This is a genomic window from Paenibacillus sp. NPDC056933 (assembly GCF_042674385.1).
Taxonomy (GTDB): Bacteria; Bacillota; Bacilli; order Paenibacillales; family Paenibacillaceae; genus Paenibacillus.
In genome coordinates this window covers 140,324-158,491 of record NZ_JBHUQN010000006.1, presented here as the reverse complement: position 1 = coordinate 158,491, position 18,168 = coordinate 140,324, and the positions used below count along the sequence as shown (strand labels likewise).

The window sequence follows — 18,168 nt, the reverse complement described above, 5'->3', positions numbered from 1 at the left end:
AGTCTATGAAATCTTTACCGTCCATATTAACGTTGGGCAATCTAACTTCAGGCATGTTGGCTGTCATAATGGCTATTCATGGCGAGTTTGCTCTGGCTGTTACGATGATCTGGGTTGCCATGTTCTTTGATTTGTTTGACGGGTTTGCTGCCCGTAAATTGCATTGTGAGGGTGAATTCGGCAAAGCACTGGATTCGCTGGCTGATGTCGTTTCGTTCGGGACCGCACCCGTGCTGATCCTTTATTTGAACTCCATGAACGAAGTAAATGCGCTGGGTATGGCGCTGACCGCATTATTCCCGGTATGTGGTGCATTGCGTCTTGCACGATACAATTGCCAGAAGACGGCAAGCCATGGGTTTGTTGGCATGCCGATTACGTTTGCAGGTGGTCTTATGTCCTTTTTCGCGCTCTGGAGTCCTTATTTCACTCATGGTGTAGCCTATCTTGTCATTGTTGTATTATCCGGTCTAATGGTTAGCCAAATCCGATTCCCATCTCTAAAACAAGTGCTAGCCCCCCATGAGAAGGATATTGTGGAACCGAAATAAGGAGCGAGTCAGTATGGAATTTGCTAGAGAATTTATTGGTCAATATGGTTATTTCGCAATCTACGGACTGTTGGCTCTTGGCGTGATTGGCATGCCTATTCCGGATGAGGTGATGATGACCTTTGTCGGTTATCTCGCCTCCATCTCGGTGCTTAACTATTCGGTGTCTATCGTTGTCAGTTTTGGCGGAGCGTTTACTGGAGGACTTCTGAGTTACACGATTGGCAAGAAGGCCGGCCGGCCACTGGTGGAGAAGTATGGTAAATGGGTCGGGGTCAATGCCAAACGGTTGGGAAGGGTGGAGTCCTGGTTTTTGAAATATGGGTATTGGTCCATCATACTGGGATATTTCATTCCAGGCATTCGACATCTAATGTGTTGCTTCTCCGGGATCAGCCGCATGGCTATAGGACGATACGTTCTTGTCTCCAGCATTGGGGCGTTTATATGGTGTGTTGTGTTTATATCGATCGGTTTTTACGTAGGTGTGTTAACTTAAAATGGGACAGCCTGTTATGAACAGGCGAGGATAAAGACCTCTTTTTAATGGAGTGGTCTTTTTTTGTTGGTGTTTGTGTAGGTCCTTAAAGAATACCGACTTTAACGGACATCAACGAAAATCAACCAACCAACCAACCAACCAACCAACCTGAAACAGCTTTTAGAAGAACTGTAACGAATTCATCCTATGAGAGACAGCTATAACGTTCTTTTTAATGGACTACAGATGATAACCCACCTGAACGAATTTTTAACGAACTGGAATGTGCTTATTAATGAGTTATTGGCGATGTTAAAATTCTAACGAACCACATCATTCTTATTTCAGGAAAAGTTGGATATATAGTCGCAAAAGATTCGATTTCTTAGAAATAACGTGTCTTGAATTCGTTAGAAAACGGGCGTGACGAATTTCGGTGAAATAGAGTGTCCTAGGTTCGTAACGCATATGTTCGATATCTTTGTTTGCCACTTGCGACGTGTAGTACCTGTTGATTGACCAAGCTGTGCAGAATTCTTCGAGCATGCTGATCTGTGATCCGCAGGTGGGTTGCTAGTTCTGATGGGGTAAAGGGACGCATGATGCGTCTGGTATAACGAATACACTCTGCTTCGAGCCAATTGAAGGATGACGGTGTATCTGTGGCAACGAATTTCCCCATAAAAGAAAGCACAAGTTGTTGGCAACGTTTAGGTTCCTCCTTTATGGAAAGATAATCTATCGGTAAAAATGTCCAATCATCAAGTGTCAGCAAACAATGCCGCCAGCATAGATCTTTAAAGTGACGTACATCGAGATCGCGGGCGTGCGGCCCATATCCTTGTATTTCAATTGCTCCCTTAACGCCGTTACCTGGAAAATAAGCCAGATCAAGATATCGATAGCCGTTATGAAAATCCTGAACCTCCCATTCTGGTTGCAAATGGTTGAAGTTCCTGACAACCGGAAACCAAATCGAACGTAGAAATTCCAAAGTACCATGTTCGAGTCCATTTTCTATTCTTGAACGCACTCTAAGGTTAGTTTCCTTCTCCAGAAGCGAGTGCATCCACTCCTCATAAGCCTGTTCAAATCCAATATTCATCGTAATCAGTTCCTCCCTATGGTCGAACGAATATTATAAAAAGCAAAAAGCCGCTCTGAACATTTACGACCTTCTTGAATTGAAGGTGAAAAATGTGCCAAAGCGGCGTGTGCTTCACGACCTGAAATTATTCTCTAAGGACAAGTATAACGTTAAAGGAAGATTAATTTCAATACCGTTTAAAGCTTGGACTCTTCAATACCTCATGGTTTGAGTACAGTATTATATCGATATTTCATGTGGTACTTTCAGTTTCTGGTTATTCAGGCATATCTCAAACATCTTAAACAATTCGGGATACTGTGAACTGCGTTGTACTACATCTGCACCTACATCTGCATTAATAACCCGTACCCTGTATTCTTAACGTTCTTACTAGTTAATGACGTTACCTATTCAAATGAGCTTCCTCAATGCCTTTTTCAACCTGAGGTTCCCCTTTTTTGCGTGCAAAAGTGATTTTGAGTAGTGGTGGCGTAACTAGCGTTGTAACGATAACCATAATGACCACACTGGTGAAATACTCAGGGTCGAGTAATCCGGAAGCAAGTCCGGTGGAGGCGATAATGAGAGCCACTTCCCCTCGGGAAATCATGCCTGCACCAATGGCGAGGGAGGATGAGCGATCAAATCCGGTCAGACGCGCACCTGCTCCTCCGCCCAGAAGCTTGGTTACAATGGCGATGAGACTGATGACGATAATGAACCAGATTTGTGAACCCACGCCGTCAAAAGTTACGTTCAAACCGATGCTTACAAAGAATACCGGAACAAAAATGCTGTAAGCGATCGGTTCAACTTTGGTTTCGACCTCATGTTTGAAGTTCGTCTGGGAGATGGCGATACCTGCCGCAAAGGCCCCGATAATACCTGCAACACCCATCCATTCCGCAAAGTACGAAAAGCCAAAACAGATGATTAATCCGGCTGTAATAACGGTTTCCGTCACCTTCAGCGGAGCCATCCACTTCATGATGCGTGGAACAAGGAACCAGCTTGCAGCGATAATAATAACAAAGAATAGCAGTTTCTTGCCGATGAGCAGCGAGATTGAAGTATCGGTTGCCCCTGTTCCGAGCAAACTCATCATGACAGCGAGGATGACAACAACCAGTACATCATCGACGACAGCTGCTCCAAGAATCGTTGTACCCTCACGAGAGCTGAGCTGATTCATGTCTTTTAACGTTTGAACCGAGATGCTGACCGAAGTGGCACAGAACAACAGTCCAAAGAACAAAGCATGTGTCTGCGACATGCCGAATGCAGCGGCAGCTCCATAACCTCCGATGAATGGCAGAATGATACCACCCACGGCAACAGCAAAAGCTGCCTTCCAATTTTTCTTCAATTGCTCCAGATCCGTTTCGAGTCCAGCAATGAACATGAGCAGTAATACCCCAATTTCGGACATATAGTGGATGAAATCATTCGGTTGAACCCAGCCGAGCAGGGCAGGTCCAAGAATAACACCGACGATCAATTTGCCCAATACCGATGGCTGACCGAGTCTTACCGATAAATCCCCAGCCAACTTGGTGAAAATAAGAATAAGTGCAAGTACCAAAACAAATTCCATAATTGTTCTCCCTTCCAGTAATAGCGTTTATAGGGTAACCAGCCCAAGGGAAGATCATTCCAGCCTTAAACACAGAAAAAGGCATAAAGCGGCGCTTGTTATTGTGCCGCTTTATGCCTTAAAAAAAGACAAGGAGGGCCCTTGGTGACAGGCTCCTCCAGTTCAACGCGTATGTGATTAATTGCATTAATTATACCACATATACAGGATGGGGTAAACCAGGTGGGGTGAGCTTTTAATGAAAATGGCCTCAAAGGGGCATTTTAAGGGTACTTGGCGAGGCTTTTTGTTCAGAGTGTTGTCACTTAACAGTCGAGAAATGGCAAGATATAATGAGATAGAACATAGAAGTTAGGATATGAGGAGGATTTTTCATTGGGCAAACATGACAAAGGGGACCCAAACATTCAATCCAATCAGATTGCCCCGACTAGTAATAAAAATTTTGCAGGTATCATTATTACCATTTCCATTCTCGCCAATGTCATTATTTTATTGTTGTTCTTTGCACCGTCTATCGGATACAAAGGCGATGTGGCCTTTGACATTACCGTGTTGCCACGGTTTAATGCCGTGTTCAACAGCTTCACTTTCATTTTCCTGCTTGCGGCCTTGATTGCCATTATCAAGCGGAATGTGAAACTGCACAAACGTTTCATCCTTGCTGCATTTACGACGACCCTGTTATTCCTTGTTACGTATTTATCGTTTCACTATCTGTCTCCGGAAACGTCCAAATACGGTGGAGAAGGCATCATTCGTTCCATCTATTTCTTTATTCTGATTACGCATAGCATTTTGGCAGCCATCATTGTGCCACTCGCTCTGTTCACTCTGGTATGGGGCTGGACAAATCAATTGAAGAAACACCGGAAAATTGCCCGTTGGACGATGCCGATTTGGCTGTATGTTAGCTCCACGGGTGTAGTTGTATATCTGATGATGGCACCATACTATTAATTTCACATATCATGGGCATATCCGGCTCGCCTTGCGGGTAATGGTTTCATGGAAGGAGGGTTCACGTTTATGTACAGAGTCGTATTAATTCGCCATGGACAGAGTATGTGGAATGTAGAGAACCGTTTTACCGGTTGGACGGATGTGGATCTGACGACCGATGGATACGGAGAGGCGCGTAAAGCGGGAAAAATCCTGAAGGAACAGGGTTTTGATTTTGATTATGCTTATGCTTCGGTACTCAAACGCTCGATTCGAACACTGGATATTGCACTCGATGAGATGGACCGGATGTGGATTCCTATTACGAAGACGTGGAAGCTGAACGAGCGCCACTATGGTGCCTTGCAAGGACTGAACAAACAGCAGACTGCCCTGAAGTATGGCGAGGAGCAAGTGATGGAGTGGAGACGCTCCATTAGCGTATCTCCCCCGGCGCTGGACGAAACAGATGATCGTTATGTACAGGACCAGGACAAGTATCAACGGCTAGGCTGTACCATTCCGCGTACGGAGAATTTGATGGATACATCCAAGCGGGTACTGGAATATTGGAACACAGAGATCAAACCGATGGTATCGGCAGGCAAAAGAGTACTGATCTCCGCGCACGGTAATACGCTCCGTTCACTCGTCATGCATTTGGACCAGATGTCCGAAGCGGACGTAATGGCGCTTAATATCCCTACAGGCATTCCGCTGGTCTATGAACTGGATGAAGATCTGCACCCGATCGGACATTTTTACCTCACTGCGGACGGCTCCACGTACAAACATGAGGAAATGACTCATGTTGCACCACCGTCCGATTAATCGAACATTTTTCTGACCGAACAGGGTTGAGCATGGGTCAGCAGTAGTAACAATGGGTTCAACGTATACAACACGTTAGAAGATGGCTCCTGAATTCTCAGGTGGCCATTTTTTATGTTGTAATAGCCATTCTTTAATTTTTGCGATTGCATCTGACGTTTCGTTTCTCTCCTACAGGGTAATCTCAAGCAAGACACGATGTACATTAATCCTGAAGGAGGAACAACATATGTCTAAAAAAAGTGGAATTATTGTAACAGCCATTGGAGCAGGTGTGACTTATTTGATGAGGAACAAACAAGCAAGGGATAAGCTGTTCAGTACTGTATCGGGAATCATGAAAAGCTCAAGTTCATCTTCAAGCCCGTCTTATGGAAGCCAAAAAGGTTCACGAGTGGATTTAAAATAGATATTGGCTTAGGAGTCACTTTGCATAGAAGCCCGGAACTGGAAAGGTCCCGGGTTTTTGTGTGCGCTCATATGACATGCGATTTTTGCCTGCAAGAATGATACAATGGAAACTTGCAGAACGTATGGAAGGGGATGTACAACCTATGAAGAAAAATCGACTGGGTTCGTCCGAACTCATGGTTGGCGAGATTGGACTCGGCTGTATGTCGCTTGGAACCGAAGAAAAGCCTGCTGTAGCCTTGATCCATGAAGCATTGGATCACGGTGTTAATCTCCTGGATACCGCTGATCTGTATGATGCAGGACGCAATGAGGAAATCGTGGGCCAGGCCATTCAGGGACGCCGGGATCAGGTGATTGTGGCTACGAAGGTCGGCAATCGTCGCATACCCGGGAAAGAAGGCTGGTCATGGGACCCGTCCAAAGCCTATATCAAACAAGCTGTCCGTGACAGTCTGAAACGGCTGCAGACGGATTATATTGATCTGTATCAGCTGCATGGCGGCACAATGGATGATCCAATCGAAGAGACGATCGAAGCCTTTGAGGAACTGAAGCAGGAAGGTCTTATCCGTTATTATGGCATATCCTCCATTCGTCCCAATGTGATTCGGGAATATGTACGGAGGGCATCCATTGTCAGCGTGATGAATCAATACAGCGTAGCAGATCGCCGGGCCGAGGAAGAAGTATTGCCTCTATTGGAGCAAAAGGGCATTAGTGTTATCGCTCGTGGACCCGTGGCAAGTGGGGTTCTCGCCGATTCGGGTGCTGCCAAGGCAGATAAAGGCTATCTGGATTATGCGCCAGAGGAATTGCACACCATCCGCCAAGGATTGAGCCGTCTGGTTACAGATCATCGCAGCATGGCTCAAACGGCCATTCGTTATGCACTGGCACATCCGGCTGTTGCTGCTGTCGTGCCAGGGGCCAGTTCGAAGGAACAGTTGTTGCATAATATTGCGGCCTCGGAAACAACAGTGCTTACGGCTGAGGAAATTAACGAAATACGGGAGCTCATTCCCGCCAATGTCTACAAGCAGCACCGTTAAACGTTTGTCAGCCTATTTTCAATTGTAACTATAAGAGGTACAATGAAGATCAATCATAAAGAAATCATTAAGGGAGAGAAGACATATGGAAAGAATTCAAAGTGAACAACAATATCGCGATACAATCAATTCTGACGGTCTTACCGTCATTAAATTTGATACAACCTGGTGTTCGGATTGCAAAAACCTGGATCGTTTTATCGGGGACGTTATCGACCAGCATGCGGATAAAACCTTCTATGCCCTGGATGCAGAAGAATTCCTGCCATTTGCTGAAGAGAACGGCGTACGTGGTATTCCAAGTCTGCTGGTATTCCAGCATGGCAAAAAAATCGCACATTTGCACAGCAAATGGGCTAAAACGCCTACTCAAATCTCCGAGTACCTGGAGACACTTGAGTCCAAGGTATAAACTCTAATATCTGCATAGGCTAGATCTATTTGAACACCTTCCATCCATGCATGTGAAGGTGTTTTTTGCTGTTAATTTGAAAAAAACTCGTTAGAAGGCTTGTTTAGAATTTGTTCAGTCCATCTCAGTATAATGTATATTACAATCTGAATATTGGAGTGAAAGAGATCATTATGAGTAAAACGATTTTTGAAGAAATGCATCAACTCAGCCACAATGACGACCAGAGATACCGATTGTTAATGAGAGGAGTGAAAAAACGGCTGGAGGAGCAAAAACAAAGAAGATGCAATCTGATTGAAAAGATTAAATATTATCAGAGTTATAGAAATCAGTATAGAAACATTCAAGTTAAAGAGTGGTTCTGAGTCAGGTATACTTTTATAGAGTAAAAAAAGCTAGTCTGTCGTACATAATTCATATTGCTTATTCCAAAGCACAAGAAAAAACCAAAGCCGATGGCAATTCAGTTCCAAAAGGAACTTGAGATTACCATCGGCTTTGGTTTACATGTCTTAAAGATCTGACTACATCATTAAAATGATAAAGAATACGGCTGCCAGCACAAAGCGATAGACTGCAAAGACGGTCAGACTCAGTTTTTTCAAAATGGACAGGAACGTCTTGATGGCAAGCATGGCTACGATAAATGCAGCTATAAATCCAATGGCGAAGATGGGGAAGTCACTGGTGTTCAGGTGATCGATACTTTTGTACAGATCATATCCTGTGGCTCCAATCATAATCGGCACAGATACCAGGAATGTAAATTCCGCCGCAGCAACCCGGCTTACCCCTGCAAACAGTCCACCGGAGATCGTCGAACCGGAACGGGAGAAGCCTGGCCATAATGCGAGAATCTGAAAAAGACCCACAACAAATGCCTGTTTATACGTAATATCGTCTACATCATGGGTTGTGATGCGCTCACTACGGTGGCTCCATCGTTCAGCGACAATCATTAGAATACCACCAATGACAAGACTGTACAGCACCGTCTGTGCACCAAAAAGATGCGCCTTGATCCAATCACGGAATACAAGTCCAATGACTACGGCTGGAACCATCGCCAAAAAGATATGAATGAGGTTCAGACGGGAGGTGTAGCTCCTTTTGCCTCCGGTGAAGCGGAACATATCAATGAATTTGTTCCAGTACAGCACCACGACAGCAAGTACAGCTCCGAGTTGCACAACCACCTCAAACGTTTTGACTGACTCGTTGTCCTCTGATAATCCCAGCAAGTGAGCGGTCAGAATCATGTGTCCAGTCGAGGACACGGGCAAAAACTCAGTCAAACCTTCGATGATGCCCATAATAATTGATGATATAAAGTCCAATTCTCTTCCTCCTTGAAATGCAGATGACAGCATACAGGCTGTCCTGCGTGACAATGCCCGTTCGTTTGAACAAGGCTATCACCTATTATGATATCAAATGCGTACAACTTCAACTTATGCTTGTAATGGATTGTTTAAAACCATATTGACAAAAACCTAGTTATCCCATAGGATATATATTAACTGACTGACTGATCAATCGGGAGGGTAAGCAGATGTCCAAAATCAACCATTTGGAACCCGGAGAAGAACGCCGGGACCAAATTATACGTATAGCGATGGAGCGTTTCGCGACCCAAGGCTATCATCAGACGAAAATTTCCGATATCGTCCGCGAAGCCGGCGTAGCACAAGGCACCTTTTACTGGCATTTCAAGAGTAAAGAGGCCATTGCCTCGGAGATTGTATTAACCGGCAGGGAGAAGCTGCTTGAAGCGATTGGACAAGGTTACCGCAAGGATGCCGGGTCGGTTGAGGATATGGTGAGAGCTTCGGAACGGCTGTTTACCGACTTATTCTCCTTTGCAGAGGACAATCGTTATTTTATGGAATTGTTGCTTAAAGGTATTGTGTCGGAGGATTCGGTACGCCGTCTGGTCGAGGAGACACGGGGGGCGGTGGAGCAGGCGTTTCGCCACAACATGCAGCGGGCTATTGAGCTGGGCATGCTGCCGAAGTCCATGGATGTACCACTTCGCGCTGCGCTGCTGGTTAGCATGATTGAAGGCATGATTACCCGCTGGCTGTTTGGCTCGGAGGAGCTTCACAGCGAGTTCTCATCAATGTCAGCGACAACACTCGCTGCGGAGGCGGCAAGCTTTGAGTTTTACGGACTGCTCGGTACATAGAGGAGGTGCTGGCTCCGCAGGTTTATTTTCAGATAACAGGATTAAATATTCACATGATTAAGCCAGCAGCAGGGAATAATGGATACAACTGCAGCTTAAGGACGCAAGACACAAGAAACGGAAGTTTCAACAAGACATGACTACATGCATGAGAGGAAGTTAACGACATGAACAAAACATATGGAATGAAATCTCGCAAAGGCTGGACTTTAACAGCCCTGCTGCTAATGACGGTACTGGTACTGAGCGCTTGTGGCAGTAAAGCGACGGACAATGGAAGCAGTAATGGAGCACAGGCAAACAATGAACTGGAACAGATTAAATCCGCTGGTACCATGAAAGTCGGCATGATGGGAACCTATCCTCCATACAACTTCCTGAATGACAAGAAAGAAATGGACGGCTTCGATGCCGATATCGCGCGCGAGGTTGCCAAGCGTCTTGGTGTAAAGGTTGAGTTTGTATCTCAGGAGTTCTCCGGGCTCACACCAAGTCTGCAATCCAAAAAGCTGGATGCGATTATCAGCCAGATGACGATTACCGATGACCGCAAAAAAGTATTGGATTTCAGCGATCCCTATATTACGAACGACGTAAAAATCATCGTGAAAAAAGAAAATAATAATATCACCAAGCTGGAAGACTTCAAAGGAAAAACGATCGGTGTAGGCCTCGGCACGAATGATGAGACATATCTGCGTAACGAAGTGCTGCCAAAAGTCGGTGATTTCACCATCAAGACCTATGACGATGTCATCACATCATTGAAAGATCTGGACGCTGGACGGATCGACGCAACAATCAACAACCTGTATGCACTGAAACCGATTGTAGATGCGAACGGCTTCAACATCAAAGCAGTCGGCGAACCCATCAAGAGTGACCAAGCGGGCATCGCTGTTCGCAAAAACAACCCGGAACTTGTGGCTGCACTGAATGATGCACTGAAAGGCATGAAGGACGACGGTACGTACAATACCATCTTCAAAAAATGGTTTGGTGAAGAGCCTGCGCAATAATGAACCGGCAGGGCGAAGGGAAGTTTGATGTATGGAACTTGTATTTGAAAATATCCCCTTCTTTCTGAAGGGGGCTTACTATACGCTATATGTAACTGTGATCTCCATGTTTTTTGCCTTTATCATCGGAGTGCTCGTCGCTATCGCTCGTCTGAAAGGACCGATTTGGCTAAGGTTGATCGCCCGATTCTATGTATCCATCATGCGGGGGACCCCGCTGTTGGTGCAATTATTCGTTATTTATTATGGGTTGGTCGATTATGGAGTGACCTTGGGCTCGCTCACGGCGGCCTGTCTCGGTCTTAGTCTTAATGCGGGTGCATTTCTGTCTGAAACGTTCCGGGGAGCCATTCAGGCTGTACCGAAAGGGCAGACGGAGGCTGCTTATGCTACAGGCATGACACCGGCTCAGACCATGAGAAGGATTGTATTCCCTCAAGCAGTGCGCATTGCGATTCCGCCGATGGGCAACACGTTTATCGGGATGCTGAAAGAGACATCACTTGTGGCAGCCCTCGGGGTTACGGAGTTGCTGCGCTCGGCACAGCTGCTGGTAGCGCAATATTATGTTAACATGCCGTTTTATCTGGCGATTGGCGTGATCTACTGGATCATGAGTATCGGCTTCTCGGCCATTCTGGAACAAGTGGAGCGCCGGCTGGCCCGGGCTTACTGATAGGAGGGGAGAACCGATGATTACAACAACAGGATTGACCAAACGTTTTGGGGAAAATGAAGTTCTCACAAATATAGATCTGCATGTCGATGCGAAGGATATCGTTGTTCTACTGGGACCCAGTGGTTCAGGCAAGAGTACGTTGCTGCGCTGTCTGAACGGACTGGAAGAGCTATCCGGCGGGAAGATCGAAGTGAACGGTGTTGTCGTAGACAGTGCCGATGCACAGCGAGTTCAGCGGGCACGGGTGCTGGAGATCCGTCGCCAGACGGGCATGGTATTCCAGCAGTTCAACCTGTACCCGCACAAGACAGTGCTGGGCAATGTGATGGAAGGTCTCATGACAGTGAAAAAAATCAAGCGGGATGAAGCAGCCGAACGCGGCCGGATTCTGTTGGATCGGGTCGGCCTGTCAGACAAGCAGGATGCATATCCATCCCGTTTGTCTGGTGGACAGCAGCAGCGCGTAGCGATCGCCCGCGCGCTTGCCATGGAGCCTGAAGTGATGCTGTTTGACGAACCTACCTCAGCCCTTGATCCCGAACTGGTGGGGGAAGTGCTCTCCGTAATGAAGGAGCTGGCACAGGAAGGGATGACGATGCTGGTCGTTACACATGAGTTGAAGTTTGCCCGGAATGTGGCTAATAAAATTGTCTTTATGGCGGATGGATCGATCGTGGAAGAAGCAAGTCCGCAGGCCTTTTTTGAACACCCGACCCAGGAGCGGACACGCAAATTTTTGCAGCAAATTACTGAATTCTAAGAAAGAAGGATAAACATCATGAATGTAACAACCGTATGGAAAGGCAAACGCGCGTTTACTTCCGAAGGACCCTCCGGTTACGCAGTTGGCATGGATGCCACAGCTGCCTATGGCGGTGACAGCAAGGGTGCTACACCCATGGAATTGTTATTGGCAGGTCTCGGAGGCTGCATGGGGATCGATATCACAATGATTCTGGACGCCTTCCTGGACAAAATTACAGGAATCGAGATTGAAGCACAAGGTACACGTAGTGAAGGTATGCCGAAAGGTTTTACTGCCATTGACCTGATCTTCAAGGTGGACGGCGATATCCCGGACTACCGGATCTGGAAAGCCATCCAGATGGCAGAAGAGAAGTATTGTGCAGTTTCCGCTTCACTTAGCGCAGATATACATCCCAAGTTGATTTTGAATGGGGTAGACACACCACGTCCATAACGGCACATGAGTAAATGGTATACTGAAGAGGCACTTCCAATCGCGGGAGTGCCTTTTTTGGCTTTTTTAACACCTTAACGGGTAACAGTCAGTGAGTAACAGTCAGTAAACAGGTCAGGCTGGATGTTGAGCAACGTCCCAGATGCCCATAACTTCCGTGATGGCCTGATCAAGCGTTGCAAAAGGGACGCCGTCCCGCGCTTGTGTAGAAATGCCTTGCATAAAGGTATCAAATACAGTGGTCAGCATGGCGACATTCGTGGAAGCAGGAATTTCACCTAGATCCACAGCACGTTGGATGCAATCCTGCAGGCGATTGCGAGTCAGCTTTCTTTTCTCGGCGGCAATGTCACGGATATGCTGGTTCCTGGAAGAACATGTGCTGGCTGACAGCACAATTAAACAGCCCGTTGGATGTGCATTGTCTGTTTGCATTTTGGCGGTACTTCTTAAAGTTGTTTCAATCGCTTCTCTTGGAGACAGCGTGAGATCCGAGAAGCTTTCCGTGACACGTCCAAACGTACCCATATATCGTTCTACCGCTTCTTTATACAGAGCTTCTTTGGATTCAAAGGCTGCATAGAAGCTGGCTGCTGAAATCCCCCCCATCGCTGCTCGAAGCTGAAGTAATGAGGTGGCCTCAAACCCTTGCTCCCAAAAGAGCATCATCGCCTGCAACAGGGCTTCATCCCGATCAAAAATACGCGGGCGTCCAGTTCTTGCCATAAGAGATTCCCCCCTTGTTTTTCTTAATTATATACTAATCGATCCAAAAGTCATTGACAAGGTTAGGCGAGCTGAATAATATAAGGAATGATCGATCCATAATTCGTTTGCTTGTTCTATTCTACCTTAAAAGGAGCTGCACAGATGTCTGATACATCTTCTCATCGTTTTCCGTGGTTAGGGCTGCTGGCTTTGGCCATGGCAGGTTTCATTGCTATTATGACCGAAACTCTTCCTGCGGGATTGCTGCCGCAAATCAAAGAAGGGCTGCAGGTCTCTGAGGCAGGGGCTGGGCAACTTGTCACCTTTTATGCTGTTGGGTCGCTGGTTGCCGCCATACCTGTGGCAGTGATGACAGGGGGCTGGCGAAGACGTCCGCTTTTACTTTTGTCGATTATCGGCTTTCTTGTTTTCAACACCATTACAGCCCTCTCGTCCAACTATGTACTGACACTTGCCGCTCGCTTTTTCGCAGGTGTCGCTGCCGGTGTCTCCTGGGGCCTGATTGGCAGTTATGCACTGCGCATGGTGCCTGAACATCTCAAGGGCAGGGGCATGGCTGTGGCTATGATTGGAACACCGATTGCTTTATCGTTCGGTGTTCCGGCGGGTACGCTGCTGGGTTCTTTTATGGGCTGGCGCTCGGTATTCTGGCTGATGTCATTGCTGGCATTTGTACTGATTTTCTGGGTGCTCTGGAAAGTCCCCGATTATCCAGGGCAGTCAGCTGATAAGCGCGTCTCTGCAATACAGGTGCTGTTCACCCCTGGTGTAATTTCCATTTTGGCTGTCGTTTTGGCTTGGATGCTAGCTCATAATATTCTGTACACCTATATTGCTCCTTTCCTCGCCGATGTCGGTCTGGAATCAAAGGTTGGACTCATGTTACTTCTATTTGGCCTGATGGCATTGGTGGGCATTTGGATTACAGGTATCCTCATTGATCGGTGGTTGCGTATGCTGGTTCTCATCAGTCTTGCGGGCTTTGCGCTGATCTCGCTTGTATTGGGTCTTTGGAGTGAGCACGCTGCCGTTGTCTTTGGTTCTGTTGCGTTGTGGGGTCTGACATTTGGTGGCGCTGCTACACTGTTGCAGACCGCACTTGCCCAAGCTGCCGGGGAGCAGGGAGTGGATATCGTTATGCCGATTAATACCACCGTTTGGAATCTGGCTATTGCGATTGGCGGAATGGCGGGAGGTGTTCTTCTGAATCAATGGGGGACATCTTCCTTTAGCTGGGCCATTTTGGTTTTATCACTGGCGGCACTAATTGTTGCATGGCGTGCCAAAGGATATGGATTTCGCCCATTCCGGAGCCGTTAAGCTTCTTGTTTAAGCTTCTGCACATACAGCCTTTTTTGGAGCCCTCTTGCAGGGCTTTTGCTGTTATGTGGTATGATAAATTGGAAGCACAGGAACAGAATATCCTGCTCCCTATATGTAAGCGCTTATAAGAGACGGAAGGTGCAGATATGTTAAAAAGGCTGATACGAACATCCAACAACCTCAAAATAAAGCATAAATTGCTCATATCCTATGTACTTGTCGTCATGATTCCTGTACTGATTATCGGACTTGCCGTGACTGGATACTTTCGTAAGCAGGCGCTCGATAACGCGATTGGCCAGACAATCAATAACGTGGACAGAATCAAGAGTCAGACCGCCACACTGCTCCGTGTGCCAACGGATATTTCCAATATTCTGATGTTCAACAATGAGCTGAAGGAGATCGTGAATAAACGATATCAAAGCGTTGTGGAGCTGACCTCAGCCTACCTCGCCTACAAAGATTTTCAGGAATACAAGCGTCTGTACCGTGAGGTCGCAGGTATCCGATTTTACTCGACCAATCCGACGCTGATCAACAATCTTGAATTCATTCCGGTGGACGAACAGACCAAAGAGAGCTATTGGTATCAGAAGGCACTCACCACAACCAGCATTGGCTGGTTTTACATCCCGGACAAGGGGGATAATCCTGTGCATAAGCTCAGTCTGGTCCGCAAAGTACCTTTTGCCGAATATCGGTCCGAGGGCGTGCTGATGATTGTGATCAATCAGGAAGAGCTGAATGGACTGTTACGTCAGGAGCCGTTCGAGACGTTGATTACGGACGAGCAGGGTTATGTGGTTGCGGCCAAAAATACGGATCTGGTGGGTAAAACGCTGAATGAATTGAATTTTGGCGTGGATTTGCAAAATCAGGCAAAAGGGACCATTGAAGCTGATTTTCAGGGGGAGCCTTCCAACATTGTCATTGATGAGTTGGGTCCTGGATCAAGCATGAACAGCCTGAAGATCATTTCGGTGTTTGCTACCAAAAATATTGTCAAAGATGCCAATACCATTAGTTTGATCGGCATGCTTTTCATTACACTTGTGCTGGTCATTGCATTGCTGCTGGTATACATTATTTCATTTCTCACATCGAACCGATTGCTGCGTCTCAGTAAACATCTGAACAAGCTTGCGCTGGGTGACCTGAATGTCACCTCCCGTATTGACGGAAATGATGAGATCGGGCAGCTGTCGAGGCAGTTCAATTACATGGTGAAAAGTATTAACGAACTGATGACTCAAGTGGTGGAAGCGACCGAACAGAACAATCAATTGGAAATCGCGCAGAAAGAGATTAAACTGAAAATGATGGCAAGCCAGATCAATCCTCATTTTTTGTTCAACGCACTGGAGTCGATCCGTATGAAGGCCCATATCAAAGGGGAAGCGGAAATTGCCAATATTGTCAGGCTTTTGGGCAAGCTGATGCGCAAGAGTCTTGAGATTGGCAGCGGTAAAACGACCTTCAGGGCCGAACTGGAGATGGTACGTTCCTATCTGGAAATTCAGAAATTCCGTTACGGCGACCGACTTGCTTTCCAAATCCATATCGATCCGGAGGTGGAAAAGATGTACATCCCTCCGTTGATCATTCAGCCTTTGGTGGAGAATGCCATCGTGCACGGTTTGGAAAATAAAGAAGGCACGGTCAATGTCAGTATAAATATTTATTTGCAGGAAGAGCTGGTCCAGGTGCGTGTCGATGACGATGGAGCAGGCATTGCGCCGGAACGTCTGAGTGAAGTGAGACAGTTCATCAGTGGACCGGAAGAACAGGAGAAGAGCCGGATTGGCATGCGTAATGTACATCAACGCTTGACGTTGACCTACGGTGAGCCATACGGGTTACAGATTACGAGTGTGTACGGGGAAGGAACAGAGGTTTCTTTCACCTTGCCAGCAGGAGGGGACCAGCGTGTATAAAGTGTTTTTGGTAGATGATGAACCGAGCATACGTGAAGGACTGACAACCATTATTGAGTGGGAAAAATATGGCTTCCAGGTGGTTGGTACAGCTGCCAGCGGGCGTGAGGCTATCACCCGCTTTGAGGAGCTGGAACCGGATCTGACAATTATTGACATTCGCATGCCCGGCATGACCGGATTGGATGTCATTGAAGAAGTCCGACATCATCATCCGGGTTCGCACTTTTTGATTCTCAGTGGATATGCCGATTTTGATTATGCGAAGAAAGCCATCAGTTTTGGAGTGGATGGGTATCTGCTCAAACCGGTGGACGAAGAGGAAATCATCTGTGAGTTGGAACGAATCGCTGCGATGTTGACACGGGAACGAGAGACTCTGGCTCGCCATGCTGGTGAGGATACCGCCTATCGTGAGCATCAGATCGAGGCTTTGCTGTTTGATCGTCTGGAAGGTACAGGAACCGTCGAAGCCAATGCACTTGGGTTGAACTGGGCGGAGTATCAAATTGTGCTGATGGAGATGCATGCTGCACCTGATTTACAGCGTGGAAGTGTAGTGAAACGCAAACTGGCGGAAGCTTTTGACCAGAAGGATCGGGGGATCGTATTTTCGTTTCACTCCGGGCTGGGTCTACTATGCAAAGAACCGATTCTAACCGTGCAATCTGCCCAGAATTTCTATGAAGAGCTTGAAGGATTGTTGGAAGAATGGACTATTCACATGTATGCGGCAGCAGGTAAACCAGTGAGCTCCATCACAGACGTAGCCCAATCTTATAATCAGGCAAACAGTGTATTGGGCGGACGTTTTCTGTTCGCGGAAAAACGAGTTATGTTGTGGGACGAAAGGGAGAAGGACTTAGATGTGATTGGATCATCGGTTGACACTGGGGACAAAGAACGTGATGAACCGGATGAAGCAGAATTGGCGGACAAGCTGTATTATGCGCTAGATATCCGGAGCAATGACTCCGTAATGCGGGTGCTTACCGAGATGGAAGAACGCTTCGTTCCATATCATCAGACAGAACAGGCGATTAAGACGGCGTTCTCGCAAGTATTTTCACTGGCTATTAACAAACTGGCGGCAACCAATCAGCATATGCAATCCATTATGCAGGAACATTCGGTTCTTATTACAGAGGTATATCATCAATTAACGTTGCTGGATCTCAAAGTCATGGCAGCTGAACATCTGAACAGGCTAATTCAACGGATGGGTGGCGGCAGCAAGGATACGGTACTGAAACAGATGATTGAATTCATTCGACGAAACCCTGGGGAGAATCTGAAACTGGAGGTACTTGCTGAGGTATTCAACTACAATAGCAGTTATCTGGGCAAGTTGTTTAAAAACCATACCGGGGAGTATTTCAACGCGTTTCTGGACAAGGTTCGGATGGAGAAGGCGAAGGAACTGCTCGACGAAGGATTAAAGGTACACCAGGTAGCCGCGAGAGTGGGTTATGCCAACGTGGACTACTTCCACGGCAAATTCAAGAAGTACGTAGGTGAATCACCATCGGCTTATAAACAAGCCCAAGAGCATGCCAGGTTGCAGCAATCCAAGGAACAGTCCAAAGAGGTTAAGGAAGAGTAATGATCATGATTCGATCGGGACTAATTCTATATCATTCAGGGATTTATTTGCTCCATTGGACGAGGTTAACCTGAACACTAAAAATAAAACGTTTTCGTAATCGAGAGATTCGTACAACCTAAAAT

General features: G+C 46.7%; 19 protein-coding genes. 15 read left to right on the top strand and 4 right to left on the bottom strand.

Annotated elements, in window-relative coordinates; all coding sequences use genetic code 11:
* The first annotated feature begins 5 nt into the window (after positions 1-5).
* Positions 6-551, top strand: coding sequence for a CDP-diacylglycerol--serine O-phosphatidyltransferase (gene pssA / locus ACFTRD_RS28765; RefSeq protein ID WP_062325959.1), 546 nt, complete (start codon positions 6-8; stop codon positions 549-551).
* Positions 552-564: 13 nt separating this feature from the next.
* Entirely contained in the window at positions 565-1,050 is a 486-nt protein-coding gene (locus tag ACFTRD_RS28760; protein WP_053780148.1) for a DedA family protein, read from the top strand.
* 433 nt (positions 1,051-1,483) lie between these two features.
* On the opposite strand, the gene ACFTRD_RS28755 is transcribed toward ACFTRD_RS28760, so the two are convergent.
* The gene (locus tag ACFTRD_RS28755) at positions 1,484-2,137 is read right to left on the bottom strand and encodes a transcriptional regulator (RefSeq protein WP_379385962.1); all 654 of its coding nucleotides are present in this window, start codon (positions 2,135-2,137) and stop codon (positions 1,484-1,486) included.
* A 388-nt stretch (positions 2,138-2,525) separates the two neighbouring features.
* Positions 2,526-3,716 (bottom strand): cation:proton antiporter, encoded by a 1,191-nt coding sequence (locus ACFTRD_RS28750; RefSeq protein ID WP_379385960.1) that lies wholly within the window; start codon positions 3,714-3,716, stop codon positions 2,526-2,528.
* Between the two features lie 375 nt (positions 3,717-4,091).
* Between ACFTRD_RS28750 and ACFTRD_RS28745 the strand changes: the two genes are divergently transcribed.
* The 5 genes from ACFTRD_RS28745 to ACFTRD_RS28725 all read left to right on the top strand — a co-directional run bounded on the left by ACFTRD_RS28745 (position 4,092) and on the right by ACFTRD_RS28725 (position 7,364).
* Positions 4,092-4,676 carry a DUF420 domain-containing protein gene (locus ACFTRD_RS28745; RefSeq protein ID WP_379385958.1) on the top strand — a complete coding sequence of 195 codons (585 nt, stop codon included), beginning with the start codon at positions 4,092-4,094 and terminating at the stop codon, positions 4,674-4,676.
* A gap of 69 nt (positions 4,677-4,745) precedes the next feature.
* Positions 4,746-5,489 carry a 2,3-diphosphoglycerate-dependent phosphoglycerate mutase gene (gene gpmA, locus ACFTRD_RS28740; protein WP_379385956.1) on the top strand — a complete coding sequence of 248 codons (744 nt, stop codon included), beginning with the start codon at positions 4,746-4,748 and terminating at the stop codon, positions 5,487-5,489.
* Between the two features lie 229 nt (positions 5,490-5,718).
* Positions 5,719-5,898 (top strand): hypothetical protein, encoded by a 180-nt coding sequence (locus ACFTRD_RS28735; RefSeq protein ID WP_379385954.1) that lies wholly within the window; start codon positions 5,719-5,721, stop codon positions 5,896-5,898.
* A gap of 145 nt (positions 5,899-6,043) precedes the next feature.
* On the top strand, positions 6,044-6,952 hold the full coding sequence (locus ACFTRD_RS28730) for an aldo/keto reductase (RefSeq protein WP_379385952.1): 909 nt from the start codon (positions 6,044-6,046) through the stop codon (positions 6,950-6,952).
* A gap of 85 nt (positions 6,953-7,037) precedes the next feature.
* A complete protein-coding gene (locus ACFTRD_RS28725) occupies positions 7,038-7,364 on the top strand; it encodes a thioredoxin family protein (protein WP_379385950.1) in 327 nt (108 codons plus the stop codon).
* Positions 7,365-7,891: 527 nt separating this feature from the next.
* Here ACFTRD_RS28725 and ACFTRD_RS28720 read toward each other — a convergent pair.
* Positions 7,892-8,680 carry an undecaprenyl-diphosphate phosphatase gene (locus ACFTRD_RS28720; RefSeq protein WP_064641143.1) on the bottom strand — a complete coding sequence of 263 codons (789 nt, stop codon included), beginning with the start codon at positions 8,678-8,680 and terminating at the stop codon, positions 7,892-7,894.
* 239 nt (positions 8,681-8,919) lie between these two features.
* Between ACFTRD_RS28720 and ACFTRD_RS28715 the strand changes: the two genes are divergently transcribed.
* The 5 genes from ACFTRD_RS28715 (at position 8,920) to ACFTRD_RS28695 (ending at position 12,451) form a co-directional block, all read left to right on the top strand.
* A complete protein-coding gene (locus tag ACFTRD_RS28715; protein ID WP_379385948.1) occupies positions 8,920-9,552 on the top strand; it encodes a TetR/AcrR family transcriptional regulator in 633 nt (210 codons plus the stop codon).
* Positions 9,553-9,737: 185 nt separating this feature from the next.
* Complete coding sequence (locus ACFTRD_RS28710) at positions 9,738-10,571, top strand: substrate-binding periplasmic protein (RefSeq protein WP_379386132.1); 834 nt, start codon at positions 9,738-9,740, stop codon at positions 10,569-10,571.
* A 31-nt stretch (positions 10,572-10,602) separates the two neighbouring features.
* Positions 10,603-11,247 (top strand): amino acid ABC transporter permease, encoded by a 645-nt coding sequence (locus tag ACFTRD_RS28705; protein WP_192270882.1) that lies wholly within the window; start codon positions 10,603-10,605, stop codon positions 11,245-11,247.
* Between the two features lie 16 nt (positions 11,248-11,263).
* On the top strand, positions 11,264-12,010 hold the full coding sequence (locus ACFTRD_RS28700; protein ID WP_379385945.1) for an amino acid ABC transporter ATP-binding protein: 747 nt from the start codon (positions 11,264-11,266) through the stop codon (positions 12,008-12,010).
* A gap of 18 nt (positions 12,011-12,028) precedes the next feature.
* A complete protein-coding gene (locus tag ACFTRD_RS28695; RefSeq protein WP_053780142.1) occupies positions 12,029-12,451 on the top strand; it encodes an OsmC family protein in 423 nt (140 codons plus the stop codon).
* Between the two features lie 114 nt (positions 12,452-12,565).
* Here the strand turns inward: ACFTRD_RS28695 and ACFTRD_RS28690 are convergent, their stop codons facing one another.
* Positions 12,566-13,177, bottom strand: a complete 612-nt coding sequence (locus ACFTRD_RS28690) for a TetR/AcrR family transcriptional regulator (protein WP_379385943.1) — start codon at positions 13,175-13,177, stop codon at positions 12,566-12,568.
* Between the two features lie 144 nt (positions 13,178-13,321).
* Here ACFTRD_RS28690 and ACFTRD_RS28685 point away from each other — a divergent pair, with 144 nt between their 5' ends.
* The 3 genes from ACFTRD_RS28685 to ACFTRD_RS28675 all read left to right on the top strand — a co-directional run bounded on the left by ACFTRD_RS28685 (position 13,322) and on the right by ACFTRD_RS28675 (position 18,043).
* On the top strand, positions 13,322-14,500 hold the full coding sequence (locus ACFTRD_RS28685) for an MFS transporter (protein ID WP_379385941.1): 1,179 nt from the start codon (positions 13,322-13,324) through the stop codon (positions 14,498-14,500).
* A gap of 149 nt (positions 14,501-14,649) precedes the next feature.
* The gene (locus ACFTRD_RS28680; RefSeq protein ID WP_379385939.1) at positions 14,650-16,440 is read left to right on the top strand and encodes a sensor histidine kinase; all 1,791 of its coding nucleotides are present in this window, start codon (positions 14,650-14,652) and stop codon (positions 16,438-16,440) included.
* Complete coding sequence (locus ACFTRD_RS28675; RefSeq protein ID WP_379385937.1) at positions 16,433-18,043, top strand: response regulator; 1,611 nt, start codon at positions 16,433-16,435, stop codon at positions 18,041-18,043. Before ACFTRD_RS28680 ends, ACFTRD_RS28675 begins: the two co-directional genes overlap by 8 nt.
* Positions 18,044-18,168: the final 125 nt, after the last annotated feature.